This is a genomic window from Actinoplanes sp. NPDC004185, assembly GCF_053603475.1.
Genome location: NZ_JBSGFR010000010.1, coordinates 103,274 through 128,467, shown reverse-complemented (window position 1 = coordinate 128,467; position 25,194 = coordinate 103,274). Strand labels below are relative to the sequence as shown.

The window sequence follows — 25,194 nt, the reverse complement described above, 5'->3', positions numbered from 1 at the left end:
CCCGGCCCGGCCCGCCAGCGACGAGGATGACCTGATGAGCGACGAACCGATCTCCCTGAGCACGGCCCTGGCCTCCTTCGACGCGCTGTGGAGCCCGCGCATCGTGACCCGCGTCAACGACTACGACGTACGCGTCGCCAAGGTCCAGGGCGAGCATCTCTGGCACACCCACGACAACACCGACGAGTTCTTCCTTGTGCTGGACGGCGAGCTGCAGATCGCCCTGCGGGACCGTACGGTCGTGCTGCGCCAGGGTGACGTCTTCACCGTGCCGCGGGGCACCGAGCACAAGCCGAGCTCACCCGGCGGCGCCCAGATCATGATGTTCGAACCGACCGGTACGCCGACCGTCGGCGACCGGCACGAGGAGATCCCCGACCACGTGGACGCCACCACCGGCCACCACCTGGGCGGTTAGACCGGCTCGATGCGGGCCTTCACCCCCGAGTGCTCGGCCAGCAGGTTGAGCAGGGCGGAGCCGTCCAGCAGCTCGACCGGGCGGCCCGCCACCGCCTCGTACGCCTCGACCTCGTACCCGTCGACGGCGACCAGGATGCCCTTGGTCGCGCCGGCCGCCGCGACCTCCTCGGCGAGGCCGGCGGCCGTGGCCGCGCTGACCGGCTTGCCGCGTACGGCATAGATCACGACCGCGCCCCCGAACAGCGGCCGGGGATCGGTGGCCAGCCAGCGCGGGCCCTCGGCCGCCTGGCCCATCTCCAGTCCCATGTTGCCGAACAGGTCGCTGAGCAGCTGCTCGTACTCGGCCGCGGGCAGGGTGGCGAGGTTGGGCCGTTCGTCGATGTCGGCCAGCACGTTGAACTCGCCGGTGAAGTCCTGCCCGGCCTCCCGATCGAAGTCGATCATCGGGGTCACGCCCTCGAGCTGGTCCGGCTGGGCCGAGAGGCCGGCCGGCAGGTGCTTGACGCAGGCGACCGGGTCGACCCGGCGCAGCTTGATCGCGGCGAAGGTGTCCCGCCCGGCCCGCACCGACACCAGGCAGGGCCGCACGAACTGGCCGGTACGCCGGTCGATCGTGTCGACGATGCCGTTGAACAGCACCTCACCCACCAGGGCCCCGCGGTCGGCCTCGATGATCTCGTGGATGGTCCGCAGCGCCACCATCGAGATGATCTCCGTGTACCGGCGGCGGATCTCACCGTCGTCGCGCGGCACCGCCACCAGGTCGTCCCGGACCCGGTCGTAGCGGTACTCCTTGACCACCGGGATCACCTCGACCGGCGGCAGGTGGTACTCGACCAGCAGCCGGCGCTGCTTGTCCTGGTATGCCAGCCGGAAATGCTGCGGGAAGTCGTCCGGATACACCGAGTTGCCCAGCACCATCGCGAAGTACTCGACCACGGACGCCGGATCGGCGCCCGCCACAGCGGCCGCGAAGCGGTCCACCTCGGCGTTGTAGGAGATCAGCTTCGCCTCGTAGCGGCTGCGGTTCTCCTCGTACTGAAGCTCCCGGGCGGCGAGCTGGCGCAGCCGGCGGGTCTCCGCGTCGATCCAGCGGGCCCGCGCGTCCTGGTACGCCCGTTTCGCCGCTTCCACTTGCTGCTGATGAATCCGCTCACCACCGAGGATCTTGCCCACCCCGCGCGGCTCCGGCGGGGCGAAACTCTCCCACGCCGGCTCCGGCAGCGGCCGGCCGAGCTTGCCCGGGTCGAACGGCGGCACCCGCAGCGGCTTCTTGAACCGGTCCAGGTCGATGTGGTCGTCGACATCCAGAGTGGACAGCAGCAGCGAGTCGAGCTCGGACAGCCGGGCCCGGATGTCCGCGTTCGCCGCTGCCGCCTCGGCCGTGCGGGCCTCCGCGTACAACCGGCGGTGCTCGCGTTGCTGCTCCGCGTCGGCGGCTGCCCGCTGGGCGGCCGCGGCCGCCAGGTCGGCGTTGCGCCTGATCAGCTGGCGCTGCTGCTCGGCGGCAGTCTGTGCCCGCTGCTCGGCGGCAGTCTGGGTCGCGTGCGCCCGCTGCATGTCCCGAATGATGCCCATGCGTCGTCGTCCTCGCTCACGTGTCCGAACAGCCACCATATCCACCGTCTCTCGATCTCGTTACGCGGCGCATGCCTGTGGCGTCGTTGCGTGCATGTTGATCGTGGAGAGCGGGTAGGGGTCGCACAAGGTTCCACAGTCAGCACAGCAAGTAACTGTCTGTCATGGATCTGATGGTGACCGGGCTCTCGCCGAGCGCGGCGGCCGGGTCGACCGATCGGCCAAATTACGGCCCTGAACGGTGGAGAACGTGCAGTTCGTTGTTTTGTTGGGCCAGCTGCGAAAACATTGTCGTGGGTGCCCACTGTTACATCGACCTGTGACGGGTCGTAATAGGTCAGGGCAACGGTTGACCTGGGAGGGAGGTAGCGACGGCGCATGACGGCACCCGAAGAACGCTTTCCGCGTCCCCGCGCGTTGCGCGACCGCCTCTCCCGCCGCCCCCGGCTCACCCCCAACCAGGGCCACCAGCTGCCGCTGCCCGAGCCTCGCACGGCCCCCGACGACGAGGCCTGGTTCACCTACCTGGCCGCCGGCGAGGAGATCGTCTGGTCCGACGCGCTCGCCGGCCTGCTCGGCCGGCCGCCGGGCGGCCACGAGCTGACCCAGCAGATCCTCGCCCGGCACGTGCACGTCGACGACCACGCCAAGGCCCTCGGTGCGATCACCCGCGCCTGGACGGCGCGCGAGCCGGTCCGCACGACGGTACGGCTGATGCGCGACGACGGTGGCTGGTTCGACGTGGACTGCCGGCTCGAACCGATCATCGGCCCGGACAACGCCGTGGTCGGTGTGCACGGGTCCCTGCGTGACGTCTCCGCCCGCGAACGCGCCCGCCGTGAAGTGGCCCGGCTGAGCCGCCGCGGCGAGACCGTGCAGGCGTCGGTCGTCGAGAAGGACCCGGCCACTGGCCTGCTGACCCGCGCGCGTTTCGCCGACGAGGTGGACCGGGCGCAGCGCCGTGGGGGCGGGGCGGTGCTGGTCGTCCGGGTCGAGCCGGATCGGGCCGAGGGGGTCAGCGCCGACCGGCACGCCGATCTGCTGCAGCGGGCTGGGCGCGTACTCGAAGGTCTGGCCCGTCCCGACGACCTGCTGGGCCGGGCCGGCCCGAACGAGATCGCCGTCCTGCTGCCCGGCGCCTCCTGGGTGATGGCCCGCCGCCAGGCCGACCTGTTCGTCGAAGCGCTGCGCTCGCAGCCGTTCGTGCTGCCGGACGCCTGGCTGCGCGCCCGGGTGTGGGGCGGCCTCGTGCGGTTCCGCGCCGAGAGCGAGGCGGACAGCCAGGACCTGCTGATCGACGCCGAGCAGGCGTGGCGGCAGGCCCGCGACGCGGAACGGCCGCTGACCCTGGTCTCCGATCCGGTGCCCGCCCGCGACCGGCAGGACACCTACCGCGACCGGGTCGCCGACGCGCTGGGCACCGACCGGTTCACGCTGTTCGCCCAGCCGATCCTGGAGCTGCAGACCAACCGGGTGCTGCGGCACGAGCTGCTGCTGCGCGTGCTCGATGAGGCCGACGACCCGCAGTCGCCGGAGCAGGTGCTGCAGACCGCCGAACGCCTCGACACGATCTACGACATCGACCTGTGGGTGGTCGAGCGGGCGATGCAGCTGGCGGCCGAACGCGCGGACCTCTGCCTGCAGATCAACCTCTCCGGCCGGTCGGTGGGCGACCCCCGGCTGACCGCCGAGGTCGAAGCCCTGATCGAGCGGTACGCGGTGAACCCCGAGCAGCTGACGTTCGAGATCACCGAGACGGCCCTGATCGGCAACCTCAGCGAGGCCCGCCACTTCGCCGACCGGATCCGCGACCTGGGCTGCCAACTGGCCCTGGACGACTTCGGCTCGGGCTACGCGTCGTTCCGCTACCTGCGGCTCTTCCCGATCGATCTGGTCAAGATCGACGGCGAGTACGTGGTCGACCTGGTCCGCAACCCGGAGGACCAGGTGCTGGTCCGGGCCCTGGTGCAGGTCTGCCAGGCGTACGGCATCCACACGGTGGCCGAGTATGTGCAGGACGAGGCGACACTGCGGATGCTGCGCGAGATGGGCGTCGACTTCGTGCAGGGCTACCTGATCGGCCGGCCGGCGCCGGTGGAGGAGTTGCGTCCGGCCACCCGGCTGCGGCGTTCAAACTTCCAGTGATCCGGGTACGTGGGTGGCATGGAGCACTACACGATCGCCACTGTTGCCGAAAAGAACCCGGACTTCCGCCGCGTGCTGTGGACGGGCAAACACACCCAGCTCGTGATCATGACGATCCCGCCGGGCGGCGAGATCGGTGAGGAGGTCCACGAGGTGGACCAGATCCTCACCTTCGTGAGCGGCGTGGGTGAAGCCAAGGTCAGCGGCCAGACCCGCAAGGTCAGCCAGGGTGACCTGGTGGTGGTGCCGGCCGGGCACAAGCACAACTTCACCAACGAGGGCCCGAACCCGCTGGTGCTGTACACGGTCTACGGGCCGGCCGAGCACGCCGAGCGTGCGGTCCACAAGACCAAGGAAGAGGCGGACGCGCTGGAAGAGGCCGGTAAGGACGAGCCGCCGGCCTCCTGAGCCCGCCGCCCTCCGGGGCGGGGTGCTCGTGCATCGGGTGCAGAGACGGCCGCGCTGGGCGTGACGCGCAGGCCGTCTCTTGCCATGCCTATGATCAGGTTTTCCGACGGCCTGACGGAACGGCTGGTCAGGAGCAGGGGCCCATGGGCAGATACCGGTGGCGGACCACGCTTCGCTCGATCCTGCCGGCTTGGTGCATGACCTTGCTGCCCAAGGGAAGCCGCGACTGCGGCGACCATGAGTGGTACAGGGCCGGCGGCCGGGGCGACACAGCGCCGGGGCCGGCCGAGGCCCCCAGCCAGCCGGTCCCGGCGCCGTGCCGGAAGGGTAAAGTCTCCGCGCACCTTACCCTTGAGGCTTCAAGGAAGTCGATCGACCTGCCCGAATGTTCTCGCCTTGTTTCCCGAAGGTTGGTGCGCGACGGGCCGCCGATCCAGGCCCCGGGCGAGCCCGCTGCGAACCCCGTTAACTAATCTGCTGCCATGGACGAGCCACGGTGGTTGACCGACGAGGAACAGCAGGCGTGGCGCCGGTTCATCGAGGTGCTGGTCAAGCTGCCGGCCGCGCTCGAGGGTCAGCTGCAGCGGGATGCGGGCCTGACCCATATGGGATATCTGGTGCTCGCCACACTGTCCGAGCGGGACGACCGCCGTCTGGCGATGAGCCGCCTGGCGCGCAAGGCCAGCGCCTCACTGTCCCGCCTGTCGCACGTGGTCGCCCGCCTGGAGGCGCAGGGGCTGGTGCGCCGCGAACGTGACCCCGAGGACGGCCGCGTCCAGATCGCGGTGCTGACCGAGGAAGGCTTCGCGAAGATCGTGGGGGCGGCGCCCGGTCACGTGGACGCTGTGCGGCATCTGGTCTTCGACCGGCTGTCCCCGGCCCAGATCCGTCAGCTCAGCAAACTTTGCGACGCCCTCCTGGAGACCCCGGCCCCCGCCGAGAAGCCCTGCTCCTGAGCCGAGATCCACCCGGCCGAAGTCGTCAGAAGCGTCCGCCGCCGCCTCGGCGACCACCGCCGCCACCTCCGCCGCCGGATCGCCGGCCCCGGCTGGCGCTGCCGCCGAAGCCGCCGCCACCCCAGCCGCCCCCGCCGAAGCCACCCCCACCGCCCCGCCCGAAGCCGCCGCCGAAGCCCCCACCGCCGCCGGACAGGATCCCGCCGAGCACCGCGCCCGCGAACGCCTCGTCGAAGCCGCCGCGACTGCCGTAACCGCCGCCCCAGCTCTGCACATCCGCCCGAGCCGCCTGCCCGGCACTCGCCGCCAACTGCTGCGCCTGCTGGGCCTCACCCAGCGCCGCCACCGGATCGGACCCGGCCAGGCTTTCGGCCAACGCCAGATGCCGCTGAGCCTCCGACAGTGACGCTCGCGCCCCCGCATCGACCGCCCCGCGCCGGGTTGTGATGAAGTCGCCCGCCGCGGCAACCTCGGCTCGCGCCACCGGCAACGCCTGGGCCAGCAGACCCCGCGCCCGTGCCGCGCGCTCGGCGGCGTCCTGCGCCTCCGCCAGCGCCCGATCCAGCGCTGCGTCGGCGGCCTGCAGCGTCGCGACCGCAGTCACGGGGTCGGTCTTCGAGCCGGAAAGCTGCCGGCGCACCTCGGCCACAGCCTGCTCCGCGCCCGTCACCGCAACTTCGAGCCCAGCCGGCACCGCACTGCCGCCGGCCAGCGCCGCCCGCCCGGCCGCGATCTCGGCGTCCAGCTCCACGATCAGGGCGTCCGCCGCCGTACGCGCGGTCGCCAGCTCGGCCCCGGCCCGCTGAACAGCCGCGACCAGTTGCTCAGCCTGCCCGACAGCCTGCTCACCGGCCCGCAGAGCCAGGGCGGCCTCAGCCCTGCCCCCGCCCACCGGCGAGGACCCGGCGGCCGGACTCCCCGCCAGGGCAGCGCGAGCCCGCTCCACCGCCTCGCCCGTGAACCGGACCCGCTCCCGGGCCTGATCCAGATTCGCCGAGATCCCGGTGACCGTCGGTCCCGCGTACCGGTGGGTCAGGTCCTGCAGTGACTCGGCCGCCGCCGGCAGGGCGGACTCGACCGCCGCCCGGCGCCGGCTCACCTCGTCGGCCACCTGCTCGGCCCGGCCCTCCAGGTCGCGCAGCCGGTCGAAGGCCTCGGACTCCGCGTCCAGCCGCTCGTCGGCGGCCCGGCACTTCGCGATGATCTCGCCGAGCGTGCGACGGCGGGTCTCCTCGTCCGGCGCCGGCTCCTCCTCGAGCGTCATCCGCAGCCGGAACGCCTCAGCGACGTCCTGCCGGGACGCGTCCAGCGCAGCCCGGAAGGGCGCCGTCGCCTCCGGGCCGTACTGCGCGGCAGCCAGCGCCAGCTCGCTCTCGCTGGCGCGCAGGTCGTCGTCGAGCTCGATGAGCAGGGCGTTGGCCGTGGCCGTCAGCTGCTCGGTCGGCGGGCCGGTGACCTGCGGCCGTGCCGGCCGGGCGCGACGGCGGCGGCGCAGCAGCACCCAGATCAGCGCGCCCGCGATGATCACCGCGAGCAGGATGAGCACCCAGATCAGTGACCCGCTCGAGCCCGCCGCCGCGTCCGAATAGCCCTCGGTGGCGGCGATCACCGCGCCTGACCAGTCGCCCCGGGACAACGCCGGCTCGATGTCGTTCTCGGCCACGTCGGCGAGCTCCGCGTCGGAGAACCGGGAGTCGCCGGGGAACGAATACGCGTACGAGCGGTCGCGGGTCGCCACCGCGAGCAGCGCGTCCCGCTCGCCCAGGTCGCTCAGCCGGGCTGTCTCGTCTGTCCAGGTCTGGGCCGGCGTGCCGTCGAACGACTCCACGAACACCACGAAGAGCTGCACGCCGGTGCCGGACTGCAGCCGGGCCAGGGCCGTGTCGACCGCGCCCGCGCGGCTGCCCAGCGCGCCCGCCTCGTCGGTCACCTGGGTGGGCACCCGCATCGGTGCGTCCGCCCAGGCCGGCGCGGGCACCAGGAGCAGGGCCAGGACGACGAGCAACATGCGGCGCAGGACGGTCACCACCTCAACTTAGATCCTGGGTCCGACAACCCGCGCGGCGAGCGGGAGGTGAGAAGGTGGGAACCATGAGTCAGCGAGTCAACGGAGTCATCGCCCGGGCCAAGGGCGCGCCGGTCGAGGTGGCCACGATCATCGTGCCGGATCCCGGTCCCGGCGAGGCCGTGGTCAAGATCCAGGCCTGCGGGGTCTGTCACACGGACCTGCACTACCGCGAGGGCGGCATCAACGACGACTTCCCGTTCCTGCTCGGCCACGAGGCCGCCGGGATCGTGGAGTCCGTCGGCGCCGGGGTCACCGACGTCGTCCCGGGTGACTTCGTCGTGCTCAACTGGCGGGCCGTCTGCGGCGACTGCCGGGCCTGCCGCAAGGGCAAGCCGTGGTACTGCTTCAACACCCACAACGCGACGCAGAAGATGACGCTGGAGGACGGCACCGAGCTGTCCCCGGCGCTGGGCATCGGTGCGTTCGTGGAGAAGACCCTCGTGCACGCCGGTCAGTGCACCAAGGTCGACCCGCGGGCCCGGCCCGCCGCTGTCGGCCTGCTCGGCTGCGGCGTGATGGCCGGCATCGGCGCGGCGATCAACACCGGCGGGGTCACCCGCGGCGACTCGGTGGCCGTGATCGGCTGTGGCGGGGTCGGCGACGGCGCGATCGTCGGTTCCGCGCTGGCCGGGGCGACGACGATCATCGCGGTCGACACCGACCCGCAGAAGCTGGAGTGGGCCCGCAAGTTCGGCGCGACGCACACCGTCAACGCGCGCGAGCAGGACGTGGTCACCGCCGTGCAGGAGCTGACCGGCGGCAACGGGGCCGACGTCGTGGTCGAGGCGGTGGGCCGCCCGGAGACCTACAAGCAGGCGTTCTACGCCCGTGACCTGGCCGGGACCGTGGTCCTGGTCGGCGTGCCGACCCCGGAGATGACCGTCGAGCTGCCGCTGCTGGACATCTTCGGCCGCGGTGGGGCGCTCAAGAGCAGCTGGTACGGCGACTGCCTGCCGACCCGCGACTTCCCCATGCTCACCGAGCTCTACCTGCAGGGCCGGCTCGACCTGGACGCGTTCGTGACCGAGGAGATCCGCCTCGACCAGGTCGAGGACGCGTTCACCAAGATGCACCAGGGCGGCGTGCTGCGTTCGGTGGTGCTCTTCTCATGAGGGTCGACCACGCGGTGACGCACGGCACGTTCTCCCTGGACGGGGAGACGTTCGACGTCGACAACAACGTCTGGGTGGTCGGCGACGACGAGGAGTGCGTGGTGATCGACGCTCCGCACGACGTCCGGACCATCCTCGACACGGCCGGAGGCCGGCGGATCGTCGCGATCGTGCTCACCCACGCGCACGACGACCACGTCCGGGTCGCTCCCGAGCTGGCCCGGCAGACCGGCGCCCCGCTGCTGCTGCATCCGGCGGAGGAGGTGCTCTGGAAGCTGGTGCACCCCAGCGAGCCGATGCCCGCGCCGTTGGCCGACGGCGACGAGATCGCCGTCGCCGGTGAGGTGCTGCGGGTGCTGCACACGCCGGGACACAGCCCCGGCGCCGTCTGCCTCTATGCGCCGGCGCTCGGCTGCGTCTTCACCGGGGACACCCTGTTCCAGGGCGGTCCGGGCGCGACCGGCCGCTCGCACAGCGACCGGCCGACGATCGAGCGTTCGATCCGCGAGCGGCTGCTCACCCTGCCGCCGGAGACGGTCGTGCACACGGGCCACGGCGGGGACACGACCGTACGGGCGGAGGAGTTCTGAGCGCTCAGGCGGCCCGGGCGTAGGCGGGCACGCTGCGGTCGGCGAGCAGGTCGAGGGCGAGGGCGGCGGTCCAGCTGAACATCGGGGCGCCGATCCCCGCCCCGGTCCGCGGGTGGTAGTACTCGAAGTGCCCGGAGGTGTGCACCAGCCGGATCATCGCCTGCCGCAGGTCCTCGGCCTCGTCGAGATGGCCGTGCACGAGCATGCCGCGCCGGAGCAGCCAGTTGATGTTGATCCAGACCGGTCCGCGCCAGTACCGCAGCGGGTCGAAATCGGGCGCGGTCCGGTCGTAGCTGGGCACCGGTAGCCCCGTCTGCGCGGGCAGGCCGAAGCGCGGCGACGCGGCCTCGGCCATGATGGCCTCGACCTGCCCGGTGGGCAGGTCGGGCAGCAGCAGCGGCACCAGGCCGTTGACACACCGGGCCGGGCTGAGGGTACGGGTACGCACGTCACGCGACCGGAACGTGCGGGTCTCCGGGTCGAACAGGTGCTCGGAGATCGCCCGGGTGATCCGCTTCGCGCGCCGGCGGTGCCGCACGGGATCCGCCCCGACCACCGCGGCGATGTGCGCCAGGGCCAGCTCGGCTGCCGCCAGGATCGTGTTGAACGACGGGCACTCGACCACGAACCCGTGCCGGTGGGCCAGCTCGACATCCGAGTAGCCGCCGTCGCGATAGTCGACCACCAGGCCCACGTACCGGGCGTAGTCGGCGTCGGTGGGCCGGTGCGCGGCGTCCGCGTTCTCGATGTCCCGCCGCCGGAAGCGCTGCAGCAGCGTCAGGTCGGCCGGCACGGCCGCCAGGGCGGCGTCCCAGGACGGGCTGTTGTCCAGGCCCGACTCCCACGGGTGCACGATGCTGGCCAGTCCGTCACCGCCGGCGTCGCGGTGCCGGGTCAGGTATTGCTGCTGCGCGACCAGCCGCGGATAGAGCCAGGCGAGCTGGTCGCCGGCCTCGCGGGCGCAGGCCACGCCGTGCGACGCGGCGCGCCGGTAGACCTCCCAGGCGGCGAGCGCGTGCAGCGGTGGCTGCACCAGGCCGGTGCTGCCGCGGGCCGGGCGGCCACCGTACGCGGGCACGTCCCAGAAGCCCGGCCCCGGGAAGTAGTCGTCCTCCGCGGTGCGCGGGTCGAAGACGATGTGCGGCACCCGGCCGTCGGGCCACTGCGCCTCGAACAGGCTCCGCAGGTCGCGCCAGGCGCGGGTCGGGTTGACGTAGGCCAGCCCCACAGCGATGAACGCGGCGTCCCAGCTCCACTGGTGGGGGTAGAGGCCACGCGAGGGGACCATGTGATCGGTGGACCAGTTGGTGTCGAGGACGCGAGCGGCGGAGTTCCAGAGATCAGCAGACATATCCGAATCCACAGCGGTGGGCGGCTCGAGCTTCGGGCAACGCATGCAGGTATAGCCCTTTCCGTCGCCGGGACCGGTAAACCTCTCATCGGGTGAGCCCGGCTCGGATCAAGGAAAAACTGGAGCGCTCAGCCGGCGTCGATGGCCAGCCACAACCGGCTGCGCCGGCCCGGCAGGTACGGCGAGTCGAGGCGCTTGCCGACGACGCCGGTCAGCCCCTGGGCCCGGGCGGTGTCGAGGGCGAACGTGCCGCCACCCGGAAAGTACGGCGGGGTCTGCCAGTTGTCGCCGCTCACGTTGAGCCCGTCGAGCAGTTCCCGCCGTTCCGCATAACGCACCAGCTCCACCGTGGAATGGCCCTCCAGCCACAGCAGGTCGTAGGCCAGGAACTGCACCGGCGTCCGTTCCGCGGCGCGGCGGGCGGCCGCTGAGTCGCGCGGTGCCTTGCGGCGTTCCAGCAGCTCGGGCGCGATCCGGGGCCCGTCGAAGGCCACGATCTCCCCGTCCAGGACGGCCTCCAGCGGGGCCAGCGCCTCGCCCAGCGGGCGCAACTCCGGATACCACGAGGTCACGTCCGTGCCGTCCGCCGTGGCGAGCCGGACCCGGCCACCGGAGACGTACATCAGGGTGCGGCGGCCGGACCAGCTCAGCTCGTACCCCCAGTCCTCGTCGTCGGGCGGCAGCCCGGCGGCCCGGGCAGCGAGCATGGGCTCGACGGCCTCGGGCATGCTCTGCCAGCCCGGTTCGGCCGGGTCCATCCGGCGGACCATCCAGTCGTTGCCGCCGGTCTGGAAGAAGACGTAGCGGCCGCTGGTTCGCTCGCCGTGAAAAGTGACGCCTATCTCGTCGTCGCGCCACTTGTCGGTCTCGTAGGTGCCGTGATCATGGACCGACATCCGGCCGCCGCCGTACTCGCCGGCCGGGATCTCACCGGCGAAGGTGAGGTATTCCAGCGGGTGGTCCTCGGTGTGTTTGGCCAGGTTGTTGCGGCCGCGGTCGCGGGGCAGCCCGCGCGGGACGGCGAAGGAGACCAGCACGCCGTCGCGTTCGAGCCGCACGTCCCAGTGCAGGCTGCGGGCGTGGTGCTGCTGGATCACAAACCTGTTTCCGCTGGTCGGCCGGGGCCGGCCGCGGGGCACGGGCTCGGGGGTACGGCGGGCATCGCGCTTGCGCCGGTATTCGTCCAGCTGGTCGGTCACCACCCAATTGTCCGCCGGAGTTACACGGTTGTCATTCGGAGAACTTGTCGCACCCCCGTGCCAAGGTCGAGCGCATGTACGTCGAATGGGCCGCGAAGCTTCCGCACGTGATCGCGTGGCGCAGCGCGGTCCCGCCGGGCCGCCCGCCGACGCGGATCCTGCCGGACGGCTGCATGGACCTGATCTGGCACGACGGTGCCGTCTTCATCGCCGGCCCGGACACCACCGCCCAGCTCGGCACAGCCGCTCCCGGCAGCCGCTTCTTCGCCCTGCGCTTCGCCGTCGGCACCGGCCCCGGCGTGCTGGGCGTCCCGGCCGACGAGCTCACCGATCAGCAGGTGCCGCTCGGCGCGGTGTGCCCCGCGACCGAGCAGCGCCGGCTGTCCGAGGCCGCCGACCCGATCGCCGCGCTCGAGGACTTCGCGCGGCGTCGCTGGCAGGAGCCGGATCCGGCGATGGTCGCGGTGGCGGCCGGCGCCCGGGCCGGGCGCCCCGTCGGCGCGATCGCCGACCGGTGCGGCCTGAGCCCGCGCCACCTGCAGCGACGATGCCGCAGCACCTTCGGGTACGGCCCCAAGACGCTCGCCCGGATCCTGCGGTTGCAGACGGCGGTGGCGCTGGCCCGGGCCGGCCGTCCGTTCGCCGATGTCTCCGTGTCCGCGGGCTACGCCGACCAGGCCCATCTCTCCCGGGACGTCAAGGCGCTGGCGGGTGTGTCCCTGCGCGAGCTGGTGGCCTGACGTGCCGGCCCGCCCGCTCCGCTGTCTCCCACAAAACGGACACAAGCATGATCGTGGCTTTCGCGCTCCAGTGGCGGCCTGTAGTGTCTTGGCTCCGACGCGTATCGACCACCCCTCGGAGGCGTTGTTGCGATGACCTTGCGCATCCTCGTCGTGGGCGCCGGCATCAGCGGCCTCGCGGCGGCCCGAGGGCTCAGAGTCGCCGGCTTCCGGCCCGACGTGGTCGAGGAGCTGCCGGCCAGCACCGTCCCGGGTGCCGGCATCTTCCTGCCCGGCAACGCGTCCCGCGCGATGCGGCAGCTCGGCCTCGACGCACCGCTGCGCCCGCTCGGCGACCTCATTTTCCGGCAGTTCTTCCACGACTCCAGCGGTGACCAGCTCTTCGAGGTCGACCTCGCCGCGCTGTGGGCGGGCGTCGGCGAGAGCCGCGCGCTGTCCCGCGCCGACCTGCAGCAGGTGCTGCTCACCAGCGTCGGCGGCGAGGTGCGCTACGAGACCGCCGTGCGCGACCTGGAGATCGTCGACGGCGGGGCCAAGGTCGAGTTCGGCAACGGCGCCATCGCCGAGTACGACCTGGTCGTCGCCGCCGATGGCCGGCGCTCCATGATCCGGGCCAAGGCCGGGCTCGGCGGCGCCGCGATCCCGACCGGCCAGATCGTCTACCGCAGCGTGGTCAGCGGCGGCCCGTCGCTCAGCGACTGGACCTGCCTGCTCGGCGAGCGCTCCCAGTTCGTCGTGATGCCGATGGGTGGCCGGCGGCTCTACGTCCACGCGGACGAGACGGTCGAGGAGGGCACACCCAACCCCGAAGACCCGCGGGCCCGCGTCCGTGAGCTGTTCGGCGACTTCGGCGGGCCGGTCCCGGCCGTCCTCGCCGCGCTGGAGAAGGTCCAGGTCGCGCGCACCGACGAGGTCGTGCTGGACGGCTGGACGAAGGGCCCGGTGCTGCTGGTCGGTGACGCGGCTCACGCGACCGCACCGACCCTGGCCCAGGGCGCCGCGATGGCGCTCGAGGACGCCGTGGTGCTCGGCGAAGTGCTCAAGGCCACCCCGCACGACGTGCCGGCCGCGCTGCGGGCCTTTGAGCAGCGCAGACACGATCGCTGCGCCCAGGTCCGCGAGCACACCCGCCAGCGTGACCAGACCCGTGACGTCGCCCCGGCGGAGCGCGACCCTATGCTGCGAAGGCGGGGTCAACGGATCTTCGCCGATCAGTACCGTGGACTCGTCGAGCCGTTCTGAGACCTGGGTGCTCTTTGGTCACCCCGCGCCCGCCGGGGGTCGGCGGGGGACTATTCTGCCTGCGAGGTACGCCTTTGAACTCGGGTGTACGCAGTGGGACGAACGAGACACCGGAGGCTATCCGTGACGACCGTTGCGCCTAAGCCGATCGTGACCCGGCCCTGGCCGGTGCGACAGCAGGTCAAGGGCTCGGCCTTCGCGCGGGTCCTGCGGACGACGGACGCGAAGCAGATCGGGATCATGTACATGATCACCGCCTTCGTGTTCTACATCCTCGGCGGCTTCATGGCCCTGCTCATGCGATCGGAGCTGGCCCGCCCGGGCATGCAGATCCTGTCGCCGGAGCAGTACAACCAGCTGTTCACGATGCACGGCACGATCATGCTGCTGTTCTTCGCGACGCCGATCGTGTTCGCCTTCGCGAACTTCGTGGTGCCGATCCAGATCGGCGCGCCCGACGTGTCGTTCCCGCGGCTCAACGCCTTCGCGTACTGGCTGTACCTGTTCGGCGGCACGATCGCGATCGGCGGGTTCCTGACCCCGGGTGGTGCGGCCGACTTCGGCTGGTTCGCGTACACCCCGCTCAGCAACTCGCTGCACTCGCCGGGCATCGGCGGCAACATGTGGGTCGTCGGCCTGGCGCTCTCCGGCCTCGGCACGATCCTCGGTGGCGTCAACATCATCACCACGATCATCACGCTGCGCGCCCCCGGCATGACGATGTTCCGGATGCCGATCTTCACGTGGAACATCCTGGTCACCAGCCTCCTGGTGATCATGGTCTTCCCGTTCCTGGCCGCGGCGCTGTTCGCGCTGGCCGCCGACCGCGTGCTCGGTGCGCACGTCTTCGACGTGGACACCGGCGGCCCGATGCTGTGGCAGCACCTGTTCTGGTTCTTCGGCCACCCCGAGGTCTACATCGTGGCGCTGCCGTTCTTCGGCATCATCACGGAGGTCATCCCGGTCTTCAGCCGCAAGCCGGTCTTCGGCTACAAGGGCCTGGTCGGCGCGACCCTGCTGATCGCGGCGCTGTCGATGAGCGTGTGGGCCCACCACATGTTCGTCACCGGCCAGGTGCTGCTGCCGTTCTTCAGCTTCCTGAGCTTCCTGATCGCGGTCCCGACGGGCATGAAGTTCTTCGTCTGGATCGGCACGATGTGGCGCGGGCAGATCAGCTTCGAGACGCCGATGATGTTCGCCATCGGCTTCCTCGTGACGTTCCTGTTCGGTGGCCTGTCCGGCGTGCTGCTGGCGGCCCCGCCGATCGACTTCCACGTCTCGGACTCGTACTTCGTCATCGCGCACTTCCACTACGTGCTGTTCGGCACGATCGTGTTCGCGGTGTTCTCGGGCATCTACTTCTGGTTCCCGAAGATGTTCGGCCGGATGCTCGACGACCGCCTCGGAAAGATCCACTTCTGGCTGACCTTCCTCGGCTTCCACGCCACATTCCTGGTCCAGCACTGGCTGGGTGCCGAGGGCATGCCCCGCCGGTACGCGGACTACCTGCCGAGCGACGGCTTCACCTTCCTGAACACGTTCTCGACGATCGGCTCGTTCGTCCTGGGCGCCTCGACCCTGCCGTTCATCTACAACGTGTGGAAGTCCTACAAGGTCGGCCAGCTGGTGACCGTCGACGACCCCTGGGGCGCCGGCAACTCCCTGGAATGGGCGACCTCGTCGCCGCCCCCGCTGCGCAACTTCGACAAGATGCCCCGGATCCGCTCCGAGCGCCCGGCCTTCGACGCGAAGTTCCCGGAACTCGCAGCCGGCGCCCAGTCCCTGGCTGGCCCGCCAGAAGGCGGCGCCCGCCCCCTGACCAGCGAATCCGACGGCGGCGCGACATACCAGGAAGACGCCAGCGACCGTAAGCACTGACCGGCATCCGCCGAGCGGCCCGTCCCCTCCTGGGGGCGGGCCGCTTGCTTTTGCGGGGCGGTCCGTCACGGGCTGTTTGCTTGGGGAGCTCGACCGGGTGGCTAAGCCGCTGATCTGAGCGCGCGCTTCCGGGAGGCATGCGTCGGGGTGGTGCGCCGGTCGTCGCCGGTCGTCGCTGAAGCCGCTGCTGGCGCACAGGCCTGCTGGCCACGGTCGGCTGGCCCGGTCGGCTGGCCATGATTTGGTGGCCACGGTCTCGTGGCCAGGTCTGCCGCAGGCGGTCGCGATCGCTTGGCGTGCGGCTGCGCCGCTTCCCTCAGTCGCCATCAGCAGACCGCCGATTGCGGCCTTGCCGTCGGCAACGGAGGCAGGCGCTTGCGCCGCTGGTCGGGCTTGCGCCGCTGGTCGGGCTTGCGCCGCTGGTCGCGCTTGCGCGCTGCCTGGGTCTGCTTCCGCCTTGCGCTTGCGCTGTCTTTGCTGCCGGCTCCCTACGCTGCCGCGCTGGCAGCGGTGTCTCCGCCTGCTTCTCCATGCGTGCTCGCGCCTGCGCGGTCTGCTTTCGCGCTTCCCACGCGCTATCTGCTGCCTACTTCTGGGGTGATCGCGCCCCGCGCCTGTGGCTGCGCTGCCCGTTTCTGTGCTGTCCGCGCCCGTGTTGGCCGCGCTGCTCGCGGTGCCTGCGCCGGTGCTGCCCGCGCTGCCCTGGCCGCCCGCGCTGCTTGACTGCTTGCGCCGCTCGCGGTGGCTGTGTCCTGGCTGCTCGCGCTGCTCGCGGTGCTGGACTGCTCGCGCCGCTCGCGGTGGCTGTGTCCTAGGTGCCAGCGCTGCTCGCGGTGCTGGACTGCTCGCGCGCTCGGGTGGCTGCGTTCTGGCTGTCAGCGCTGCTCGCGGTGCTGGACTGCTCGTGCCGCTCGCGGTGGCTGCCCACGCTGCTCGGGGTGGCTGCCCACGCTGCTCGCGGTGGCTGCCCACGCTGCTCGCGGTGCTTGAGCCTTGGCTACTCGCGCTGCTCGCCCTGCCCGCGCTGCCCGCGGTGCTTGACTGCTCGCGGTGCCCGCGCTGCTCGCGCTTCTCGCGGTGCTTGACTGCTCGCGCTGTCCGCGGTGCTTGACTGCTCGCGCTGTCCGCGGTGCTTGACTGCTCGCGCTGTCCGCGGTGCTTGACTGCTCGCGCTGCCCGCGGTGCTTGCTGCTCGCGGTGCTTACGCCCTGGCTGCTCGCGGTGCTTGCGGCCGTGGCTACCCCCGCTATCTGCGCCTCGGCCTGCCCGGCTGCCGCAATACCTGCACCCGGGCCGCCTGTACCCCCCAATCGGCGGCTCACCCTGCCCTGCATCAGCCCCCGCCCCAAACCAAGCGAGACGGCACGGCCAGCATCCGACCCGCCACCTCGGCGCGCTCAGATCAAACTAAGGCCCCAAGACCGGCCCCGGCCCGGATCACCGACCGCCCGGCTGCGTCCGAAGCCCAGCCCCACAGGGGAGTGAGCCCCGCGAGATCAACAGGGCCCGCGAAGGACCCCCGCCTCAGCGACGAGGCGCCGCAGCGTCAGACGCCGCAGCATCAGGCGCCGGGAACTCCGTCGCCGGCCCCGCCACACCCGACCCCAGCGAATCCCCAGACCCCTGCCCGACCTCGCTGTCCACCCCGCCATCAGCCTCCTGAGACACCTCCCGCCGGCGGCGCAGCTCGGCCGGCAGGGCCAGCACAGCCACCACCACCCCCACCCCGCCCACCGCGGCAAACCCCCAAGCCGGCGACCACGTGTCCATCACCACACCAGCCAGCGGCGCCCCCAGCGCCACCCCGACAGTCAGCGACGAATTGTGCAAGCCCATCGCCTCGCCTCGGGCTGACGCCGGTGTCATCCGGCTCACCGCGTCCGCCGTCGCCGTGATTGTCGGGGCGCACAGTGCTCCCGCCGGCAGGAGCAGCAGTGCGAGCAGCCACCAGTGGCCACCCGCCAGCCCGACCGGGATCGTCAGCAGAGCCATCGGCGCCAGCAACGCCAGCGGCGACAACCCCTGCTTCACCGTGCCGTACGCGAACCCGCCCAGCAGCGAGTAAGCCGCCCACAGGCCCAGCACCGCCCCGGTCCACTCGACCTCCCCGGAGCTCTGCAGCACCGCCACCACCGCCACGTCCGTGCCGCTCAGGACGATCGTTGCCGCGCTCGTGATGGCCAGGACGGCCACCAGGCGGGGCTTGAGCCAGGTGCTGCGGGGGACGCGTTCGCCCGCTGAGATCGGCTTTTCGTCCTTGCCGCGGATCGGCGGGTTCAGCAGATACAGCCCTGTGCCGGACAGCAGGATGCCCGTGCCGACCGCCAGCATCGCCACCCGGGGGCCCGCTGTCGTGCTGATCAGGACGCCCAGTGCCGGGCCGGCCATGAAGGACAGCTCCGTCGTGATCGAGTCCAGGGCGAAGGCCGGCAGGCGGTGCGACTCCGGCGCCAGCGCGGCGATCGACTGCCGGGCCACCGCGAACGCCGGCAGGGTCAGGAAGCCGCCCACCAGGGCCGCCACCAGCAGCGCCCAGTACGGCATGGCCTGCGCCGTCGTCCAGAACGTCACCTCGGCCACCGTCGTCAGCACCAGCACCGGGCGCAAGCCCTTGCGGTCGGTGACCCGCCCCAGCACCGGCGCGCCCAGGGAGCTGCCGACGGTGAAGGCCGCCCCGACCAGGCCCGCGGCGCCGTAGCCGAGGTGCAGGTCCTGGGTCACGTGCAGGGTCAGGGTGACCGTGCCGGCCGTGATCGGGATGCGGGCGAGCGTCGCCACGATGAGCAGCGAACGGATCCCGCGCAGCGCGAGGGTCTCCCGGTAAGGCGTGAGTGTCATGGCGGTCCTAACCTCCGCCGGACAGTCAACCGCAGGGGTACGACAACTCCCAGTCGATTAGACGGAGGTCACCACCGGCGTCCCGGTCGTCGCCACCGAAGCCTCCTCGAACTGCGCCAGCGCCGCGGTGGTCGTCGCCGCGGCCACCCCGGCCGTCAGGTCCAGCAGCACCGTCGTGGCGAAACCCGCCTGCTTCGCGTCGAGCGCTGTGGCCCGTACGCAATGGTCCGTGGCGATGCCCACCACCTCGACCTCCGTCACCGACCGGGCCCGCAGCCAGTCGGCCAGCCCTTCGCCCTCGCGGGTGTGTCCCTCGAAGCCCGAGTACGCCGCCTTGTGCTCGCCCTTGTGGAACACCGCCTCGACCCGTTCCGTCTCCAGCGCCGGGTGGAAGGACGCGCCGTCCGTGCCGACCACGCAGTGGGCCGGCCACGAGTCGACGAAGTCGGGGTGCTCGCTGAAGTGGGCGCCCGGGTCGATGTGGTAGTCCTTCGTCGCCACGACGTGGTCCCAGCTGCCCGACTTCAGGGCGGCCGAGATGCCCGCGGCCACGCCCGCGCCGCCCGGCACGGCCAGTGAGCCGCCCTCGCAGAAGTCGTTCTGGACGTCGACGATGATCAGTGCGCGCGACATGGTCACACCTTTCAGGCGGTGGGGACGACGGTGACCGGGATCGCCGGGTCGCCGGCGGAGAGCTTCAGGCCCTCCCACGGGATCGAGATCAGGCACTGGCGCAGGTGGTCGCGGGACTCGGCCAGGGTCGGCAGCGGTGCCACCTCGCCGCCCACGACGAACGAGCGCTGCAGCAGCCGGTCGTTGGTGTTGTGGTCCGGCACACCCTGAGACACGATGATCTCCTCGGTGGCCGTACCCGTGGGCTTGTGCCGCCGGACGGCGGTCTTGCGGCCACCGACCGTCGCTTTGTTCTCCGAGCGCTTCACCACGGCCCGGCCTTCGACCTCGACCAGCTTGTAGACCAGGCCCGCCGTCGGCGCGCCGGAGCCGGTGACCACCGCCGTGCCCGCGCCGTACATGTCGACCGGCTCCGCGGCCAGCGTCGCGATCGAATACTCGTCCATGTCACCGGAGACGATGATCTTCGTCTCCGTGGCGCCGAGGGAGTCGAGCAGCTCGCGGGAGTGCTGCGCCAGCACCGACAGGTCGCCCGAGTCGATCCGGATCGCGCGCAGGTCGGGCCCGGCCACGGCGATCGCGTTGCGGATGCCCTGGGCGATGTCGTAGGTGTCCACCAGCAGCGTCGTGTTCTTGCCGAGCGCCGCCACCTGCGAGGCGAACGCGGCCGGCTCGTCGTCGTGCAGCAGCGTGAACGCGTGCGCCGACGTTCCGGTGGTGGGGATGCCGTAGCGGCCGCCGGCCGCGAGATTCGAGGTCGAGGCGAAACCGGCGAGATAGGCCGCGCGGGCCGCGGCCACGGCGGCTTCCTCATGGGTACGGCGGGAGCCCATCTCGATGATCGGCCGGCCCCGGGCGGCGGTGACCATCCGGGCCGCTCCCGCCGCGATCGCGCAGTCGTGGTTGAGCACCGACAGGATCAGCGTCTCCAGCACCACGCATTCGGCGAAGCTGCCGGACACGGTCAGGATCGGTGAGCCGGGGAAGAACAGCTCGCCCTCGGCGTACCCGTCGATGTCGCCGGTGAAGCGGTAGTCCGCGAGCCACGCCGCGGTGGCCTCGTCGACGACCCCGGAGCGGCGCAGGAAGTCGACGTCGGCGTCGGTGAAGCAGAAGTCGCGGATGAGCTCCATGAGCCGGCCCTGACCGGCGGCGACGCCGTAGCGGCGCCCGGACGGCAAGCGCCGGGCGAACACCTCGAAGACGCTGCGGCGGTTCGCCGTACCGTCCTTGAGGGCGGCACTGACCATGGTCAGCTCGTACTGGTCGGTCAGCAGCGCAGGCGCGAAGTCGGTCACAGATCCACCTTAGGCGTCCCCTCCCGGCCCTCGCTGCGCTCGGTGCAGTCGGTCACGCCGCGCTTCCTTATTGCGGGAGCAGGCGCAGTGCCGGAGCAAGCTCGAGCCTGCCGTTGACTCCCAGCTTGGTGTAGACGCGCTGTAGATGGTTCTCCACCGTGCGTGGCGAGAGATAGAGCCGGTCGGCGATCTCCCGGCTGCGGACCCCCTCGGCGGCCAGCTCGGCCACCTGGCGTTCGCGGACCGTCAGCGCCGGCTGGACCGCCAGCAGCGCCGGTGTCCGCAGCGGACCGCAGCGGCTCAGCACATCGGCCATCAGCGTGCTGGCCGCCAGCGCCTGCGGGTCCCGGGCTGTGCGGAAGACCCGGACCGCGCCGGCCGCGGCCTCGGCGGCGAAGAGCTGATAGCCCAGCACGGCGAACTCGCGGGCCACCGCGAACAGCTCCTCGCCGGCCTCGGCCGCGGCGGCCGCGGCATGCCGGACCATCAGCGCCGTCGCCGGGCCGCCGACCAGCGGCGCCAGCTCCCCGAGCCGGGCCGCGGCCAGCTGCGGCTGCCCGAGCCGGACCAGGTCGTAGAGGGCGAGCAGCTCCTGACCGTGCAGGTGGTCGGCCCGCAGCCGGGTCAGCGCGCGTTGCACGACCCGTACGGCGGCAGCCGGGTCGCCCTGGCACATCAGCGTCCACGCCCGGGCCTGCTCCTGCCACGGGTAGTAGAGGCTGACGGCGGTGCCCGCGGCCGCCTCGGCGGTGGCCAGGGACTCGGTGGCGATCGTGCTCTCGCCGCGCAGCGCCGCCACGTTGGCCCGGGCGAAGTGGGCGCTGCCGTCGTACACCCGGGCCGGGGCCAGCGACGCGCAGGCCTGCTCGGTGGCGTGCAGGGCCTCGTCGGTCTGCCCGCGCAGCAGGCTGGCCTGGGCCTGCAACAGCGACACCCAGCCGGAGCCGAAGCCGAAGCCGCCCGCCTGGGCCAGGTGGGCGAACTCCGCGGCCAGGATCCGGTCGATGGCGGGCAGGTCGAGGGCCACGCTGACCCGGGTGCCCTCGGCCATCTGCAGGGCGTACTGCAGGGTCGGGGTGTCGCGCCGCCAAGCCGCCGTGTCGGCCTCGACCGCCGCGATCAGCTTGGCGCTGCCGTCCGGGTCGCCGCCGGCGGCCAGCAGGTAGGCGAGCACGCAGCGGGCCAGCGCCCGGGTGGCGATCCCGGCCGCCGGCTCGTCGAGCACGCCGTGGGCCAGGCTCCGGGCCGCCGGCAGCTCGTCGAGCTGGAGGCGGATGAAGGCCTCGAACGCCCGCACCCGGGCCCGCTCCGCCGGATCGGCCGGCTGCGCCGCCGCCAGTGTGTCGGCCGCCTCGGCCCGGCCCAGCCCGAAGAACTCCACGGCGGCCCGCGCGGTGAGCCGGCGGGCGCTGTCGTCCGGATCCGCGCCCAGGACCGTCAGCGCCTCCTCCGGGCAGTCGGCGAAGAGCAGCACGGTGGCCAGCAGCTCGGCGGCGGCCCAGCCGGCTCCGGCGTCGCGTGCCGCTGCGGCCAGGCGCCGGGCGAGGTCGATGTCGAAGCGGTTGAACGCCTGGCGGGCCGCGTCCAGCAGCAGCGTGCCGTCCTGCGCCGTACCGGAGTCGAGCCGCCAGACCGCGACCCGCAGCAGGTCGTCCCGGCGCCGGGCGCCGGCCCCCTCGACCAGGTCGGCGAGCGTGGCGAGCAGCCGCCGGGACCGGGTGACCGGGCAGCCGCGGCGGACCACCTCGCCGTAGAGGGGGTGGGCCAGGCGCACGTCGCGGCGGCGCTCGTCGCTGACGATCCGGATCAGACCGCGTTCCTCGGCGGCTTCCACGTCGGCGGCCGCGGCCGCCCGCATCAGCAGCGTCAGGCCGACCGGCTCGCCGAACGAGACCATCTCGAGCACATCGCGCACGCCCGGGGTGAGCCCGCCGATCCGGGCGCCGACCAGGTCGGCCAGGCTGGGGGCCAGGGTGAGCCGGCCGGTCCAGCGCCAGAAGCCGTACGTCTCGGTCAGCTCGCCGCCGCTCAGCGCCGCGAGCACCAGCTCGCGCAGCAGCAGCGGGTTGCCGCCGCCCAAGCGGATGAGCCGCTGCGCGGAGCCCGGCTCGACCGGGCCGCGTACCAGCGCGGTCAGCAGCTGGCGCGACTCGTCGTCGGTCAGCGGATCGAGCTCGGCGTGGCTGAGCAGCCCCTCCGTCCACAGCGCGCTGATCGGCGACGGCACCGGCTCGGCCGTGCGCAGCGTGCCGAGCAGGGTGGCGCCCTCGCGGACCAGCAGGTGGGTCAGCGCGGCGGACGGCGGATCCAGCAGGTGGGCGTCGTCGATGGCCAGCACCATCGGCCGGTCGCCGGACCCGGCGTGCAGCCCGTCGACCGCCCAGCGCAGCAGCCCGGCGGGGGACAGCCCGGCCGGCGGATCGGTGGGCAGGATCTGGGCCAGGCCCCCGAACGGCAGTCCGGAACTGGCTATGTTCGCCGAGGCGCAGTGGACGGCGTAGTGCTCGTCCGGCAGCGCCGCGACGGCCTCGTGCAGCAGGCGGCTCTTGCCGATCCCGGCGCTGCCGCTCAGGATGAGTCCCCGGTCGGAATCCCGGGTGGCGACGGTCGTGAGCCGGGTCAACTCGTCGGCGCGACCGACGAATCCCCAGTGCTCCACCGACTCAGCATATCGAGATCCGTCACCTTCACATCACCGCCCGTACCACGTTCGAGAATGAGTAAGAGTGCATGAAACGGTGAGTAATCAGGCATCTGTCCGCCCCCGCCGCCGTCCCATACGGTTCGGCGGTGCCGGCGTGACTGCCCGGGCCCAGCCTGGCGGGGCGGGTCCGGGCGCCCCGCCGGTTCCACCGGCTGTTCGCGCTGGTGAGCGGTGTTCACCGCGGGCGCGGCGCAGGCTCGGGGCTGCGCCATCCCACCCCTCCCGGCGCGCCTGGCGTGCTCGGTTCGACTCCTGCCCGAATCGGCGTGGCACGATGGGGGGCATGGCGTTGCCTCAGGTCGCTCCCGCAGAGACGCCGCAGATCGAGGAGGTACCGGCTGATGACCGGCCGTGGGTGACCATCGTCTGGGACGATCCGGTCAATCTCATGTCGTACGTGACCTGGGTCTTCCAGAAGATCTTCGGGTACAGCCACGACAAGGCCGAGCAGCTGATGATGGACGTGCACAACAAGGGCAAGGCGGTCGTGTCCAGCGGCGCGCGTGAACGGATGGAAATGGACGCTGCGCAACTCCACGGCTACGGCCTGTGGGCGACGGTGGACCGCGGTTGAGTGGGCGGGTGAGCTGAACGATGTTCCGACGCAACGGGAACCAGTGCGTGGCCACCTTCGCCATCGACGAGGTGCGCGTGCTGCGCAAGGTCGCCGGTGAGGTCGTGGGCCTGCTCATGGACGGCTTCGACCACACCGATCCGGTGGTCGGCCGGCTCTTCCCGGACATCTACCCGGACCGGCCCGACGACTCGGCCGAATTCCGCCTCTACACCGAGGGTGACCTCAAGACGGGCAAGATCGACCAGGCCGGGGCCATCCTGGCCGCGCTGCCCGACGACGGCCCCGGCGAGGTGCGCCTGGACGGCGAGGAGGCCGAGGCCTGGCTGCGGGCGATCAACGACGCCCGGCTGGCCATGGGGACCCGGCTCGACATCCAGGGCGACACCGACCTCGGTGACGAGCTCGACGAGGCCGTGGTGCGCGACCCCGCGTCGAGCCGGGTCTTCCAGCTCTCCGTCTACGCCTACCTCGGCTACCTCCAGGAGTCGCTGCTCAACGCCCTCCCGGAGATCGAGGAACGGCCCTAGGCGGCCTGGTCCAGCCGGGCCAGCTCCTCGTCGGTCAGGGTCAGCTCGGCCGCCCGGACCGAGTCGGTGATCGACTCGGGACGGCTCGCGCCGGGGATCGGGATCACGTGCTCGCTCTTGGCCAGCTCCCAGGCCAGGGTGACCTGCTGCGGGCTGACCCCGTGGGCCTCGCCCACCTGGGCGAACTCGGCGAAGTGACTGCCCAGCTCGCCGGCCTTGGCGATGCCGCCCAGCGGCGACCACGGCAGGAAGGCGATACCGAGCTCGTCGCAGAGTCGCAGCTCGTCCTCCGAGGAGCGGAACGCGGGCGAGAACTGGTTCTGCACCGACACCAGCCGGCCGCCGAGGATCTCCTGGGCCTGGCGGATCTGCTCGACGTTCGCGTTGGAGATGCCGGCCAGCCGGATCTTGCCCTCGTCGAGCAGCTCGCGCAGGGTGCCGACGGAGTCCGCGTACGGGACCTTGGGGTCGGGCCGGTGGAACTGGTAGAGGCCGATGGCGTCGACGCCGAGGCGCTTGAGCGAGCCCTCGACAGCATCGCGCAGGTGCGCGGGGGAGCCGTCGACGGTCCACGAGCCGTCGCCGGGACGCAGGTGGCCGCCCTTGGTGGCGACCAGCACGCCGGAGGTGTCACCGCTCCAGCTCGCCAGCGCCTGGGCGATCAGGGTCTCGTTGTGCCCCACCTCGTCGGCGTGCAGGTGGTATGCGTCGGCCGTGTCGATCAGGGTCACGCCGGCGTCGAGCGCGGCATGGATGGTGCGGACCGAGCGGTCGGTGTCGGGCCGCCCTTCGATGGACATCGGCATGCCGCCGAGCCCGATGGCGCTGACCTGGACATTTCCGATTGATCGCTGCTTCATGTCTTCACCCCTACCCCAGGTGGTGATCCGTACGCGCGTGAGCACTGCCACGCCCGGTCCGGCGCCGAGC

General features: G+C 71.9%; 20 protein-coding genes. 11 read left to right on the top strand and 9 right to left on the bottom strand.

The window, feature by feature from the left end:
- Positions 1-34 precede the first annotated feature (34 nt).
- Positions 35-418 (top strand): cupin domain-containing protein, encoded by a 384-nt coding sequence (locus ACWEOZ_RS12830; protein ID WP_451910881.1) that lies wholly within the window; start codon positions 35-37, stop codon positions 416-418.
- Here ACWEOZ_RS12830 and ACWEOZ_RS12825 read toward each other — a convergent pair.
- Positions 415-1,998 (bottom strand): restriction endonuclease, encoded by a 1,584-nt coding sequence (locus ACWEOZ_RS12825; RefSeq protein ID WP_451910880.1) that lies wholly within the window; start codon positions 1,996-1,998, stop codon positions 415-417. The two genes, ACWEOZ_RS12830 and ACWEOZ_RS12825, sit on opposite strands and share 4 nt — an antisense overlap.
- 378 nt (positions 1,999-2,376) lie before the next feature.
- On the opposite strand from ACWEOZ_RS12825, the gene ACWEOZ_RS12820 reads away from it, so the two are divergent.
- The 3 genes from ACWEOZ_RS12820 to ACWEOZ_RS12810 all read left to right on the top strand — a co-directional run bounded on the left by ACWEOZ_RS12820 (position 2,377) and on the right by ACWEOZ_RS12810 (position 5,507).
- Positions 2,377-4,143, top strand: a complete 1,767-nt coding sequence (locus tag ACWEOZ_RS12820; protein ID WP_451910879.1) for an EAL domain-containing protein — start codon at positions 2,377-2,379, stop codon at positions 4,141-4,143.
- Between the two features lie 18 nt (positions 4,144-4,161).
- Positions 4,162-4,551 (top strand): cupin domain-containing protein, encoded by a 390-nt coding sequence (locus ACWEOZ_RS12815; RefSeq protein ID WP_451910878.1) that lies wholly within the window; start codon positions 4,162-4,164, stop codon positions 4,549-4,551.
- 482 nt (positions 4,552-5,033) lie between these two features.
- Positions 5,034-5,507: a MarR family winged helix-turn-helix transcriptional regulator gene (locus ACWEOZ_RS12810; RefSeq protein ID WP_451910877.1), complete on the top strand. Its 474-nt coding sequence runs from the start codon at positions 5,034-5,036 to the stop codon at positions 5,505-5,507.
- Positions 5,508-5,532: 25 nt separating this feature from the next.
- Here ACWEOZ_RS12810 and ACWEOZ_RS12805 read toward each other — a convergent pair whose 3' ends face one another.
- Complete coding sequence (locus tag ACWEOZ_RS12805; RefSeq protein WP_451910876.1) at positions 5,533-7,533, bottom strand: TPM domain-containing protein; 2,001 nt, start codon at positions 7,531-7,533, stop codon at positions 5,533-5,535.
- 65 nt (positions 7,534-7,598) lie between these two features.
- Here ACWEOZ_RS12805 and ACWEOZ_RS12800 point away from each other — a divergent pair, with 65 nt between their 5' ends.
- Positions 7,599-8,687 carry an S-(hydroxymethyl)mycothiol dehydrogenase gene (locus ACWEOZ_RS12800; protein WP_451910875.1) on the top strand — a complete coding sequence of 363 codons (1,089 nt, stop codon included), beginning with the start codon at positions 7,599-7,601 and terminating at the stop codon, positions 8,685-8,687.
- Positions 8,684-9,277, top strand: coding sequence for an MBL fold metallo-hydrolase (locus ACWEOZ_RS12795; protein ID WP_451910874.1), 594 nt, complete (start codon positions 8,684-8,686; stop codon positions 9,275-9,277). The genes ACWEOZ_RS12800 and ACWEOZ_RS12795 overlap by 4 nt, the downstream gene beginning before the upstream one ends.
- Before the next feature lie 4 nt (positions 9,278-9,281).
- Here ACWEOZ_RS12795 and ACWEOZ_RS12790 read toward each other — a convergent pair whose 3' ends face one another.
- Both ACWEOZ_RS12790 and ACWEOZ_RS12785 read right to left on the bottom strand, forming a co-directional pair.
- Positions 9,282-10,628: an MGH1-like glycoside hydrolase domain-containing protein gene (locus ACWEOZ_RS12790; RefSeq protein ID WP_451910873.1), complete on the bottom strand. Its 1,347-nt coding sequence runs from the start codon at positions 10,626-10,628 to the stop codon at positions 9,282-9,284.
- 128 nt (positions 10,629-10,756) lie between these two features.
- Entirely contained in the window at positions 10,757-11,827 is a 1,071-nt protein-coding gene (locus ACWEOZ_RS12785; RefSeq protein ID WP_451910872.1) for a DNA polymerase ligase N-terminal domain-containing protein, read from the bottom strand.
- A gap of 74 nt (positions 11,828-11,901) precedes the next feature.
- Between ACWEOZ_RS12785 and ACWEOZ_RS12780 the strand changes: the two genes are divergently transcribed.
- The 3 genes from ACWEOZ_RS12780 (at position 11,902) to ctaD (ending at position 15,687) form a co-directional block, all read left to right on the top strand.
- Positions 11,902-12,567: a helix-turn-helix domain-containing protein gene (locus ACWEOZ_RS12780; RefSeq protein WP_451910871.1), complete on the top strand. Its 666-nt coding sequence runs from the start codon at positions 11,902-11,904 to the stop codon at positions 12,565-12,567.
- 132 nt (positions 12,568-12,699) lie between these two features.
- Positions 12,700-13,809, top strand: coding sequence for an FAD-dependent monooxygenase (locus tag ACWEOZ_RS12775; protein ID WP_451910870.1), 1,110 nt, complete (start codon positions 12,700-12,702; stop codon positions 13,807-13,809).
- A gap of 123 nt (positions 13,810-13,932) precedes the next feature.
- A complete protein-coding gene (ctaD, locus tag ACWEOZ_RS12770) occupies positions 13,933-15,687 on the top strand; it encodes an aa3-type cytochrome oxidase subunit I (RefSeq protein WP_451910869.1) in 1,755 nt (584 codons plus the stop codon).
- Positions 15,688-17,211: 1,524 nt separating this feature from the next.
- Here the strand turns inward: ctaD and ACWEOZ_RS12765 are convergent.
- The 4 genes from ACWEOZ_RS12765 to ACWEOZ_RS12750 all read right to left on the bottom strand — a co-directional run bounded on the left by ACWEOZ_RS12765 (position 17,212) and on the right by ACWEOZ_RS12750 (position 23,115).
- The gene (locus ACWEOZ_RS12765; RefSeq protein ID WP_451910868.1) at positions 17,212-18,525 is read right to left on the bottom strand and encodes an MFS transporter; all 1,314 of its coding nucleotides are present in this window, start codon (positions 18,523-18,525) and stop codon (positions 17,212-17,214) included.
- 57 nt (positions 18,526-18,582) lie between these two features.
- Complete coding sequence (locus ACWEOZ_RS12760; RefSeq protein WP_451910867.1) at positions 18,583-19,158, bottom strand: isochorismatase family protein; 576 nt, start codon at positions 19,156-19,158, stop codon at positions 18,583-18,585.
- Between the two features lie 11 nt (positions 19,159-19,169).
- A complete protein-coding gene (locus ACWEOZ_RS12755) occupies positions 19,170-20,456 on the bottom strand; it encodes a nicotinate phosphoribosyltransferase (RefSeq protein WP_451910866.1) in 1,287 nt (428 codons plus the stop codon).
- Between the two features lie 67 nt (positions 20,457-20,523).
- On the bottom strand, positions 20,524-23,115 hold the full coding sequence (locus ACWEOZ_RS12750; protein WP_451910865.1) for a LuxR C-terminal-related transcriptional regulator: 2,592 nt from the start codon (positions 23,113-23,115) through the stop codon (positions 20,524-20,526).
- 328 nt (positions 23,116-23,443) lie between these two features.
- Here ACWEOZ_RS12750 and clpS point away from each other — a divergent pair, with 328 nt between their 5' ends.
- Together clpS and ACWEOZ_RS12740 are read left to right on the top strand one after the other, a co-directional pair.
- Entirely contained in the window at positions 23,444-23,734 is a 291-nt protein-coding gene (gene clpS, locus ACWEOZ_RS12745) for an ATP-dependent Clp protease adapter ClpS (protein WP_212992473.1), read from the top strand.
- A 20-nt stretch (positions 23,735-23,754) separates the two neighbouring features.
- Positions 23,755-24,264 (top strand): DUF2017 domain-containing protein, encoded by a 510-nt coding sequence (locus ACWEOZ_RS12740; protein ID WP_451910864.1) that lies wholly within the window; start codon positions 23,755-23,757, stop codon positions 24,262-24,264.
- Here ACWEOZ_RS12740 and ACWEOZ_RS12735 read toward each other — a convergent pair.
- Entirely contained in the window at positions 24,261-25,124 is an 864-nt protein-coding gene (locus ACWEOZ_RS12735; RefSeq protein ID WP_451910863.1) for an aldo/keto reductase, read from the bottom strand. The genes ACWEOZ_RS12740 and ACWEOZ_RS12735 overlap by 4 nt on opposite strands.
- Positions 25,125-25,194: the final 70 nt, after the last annotated feature.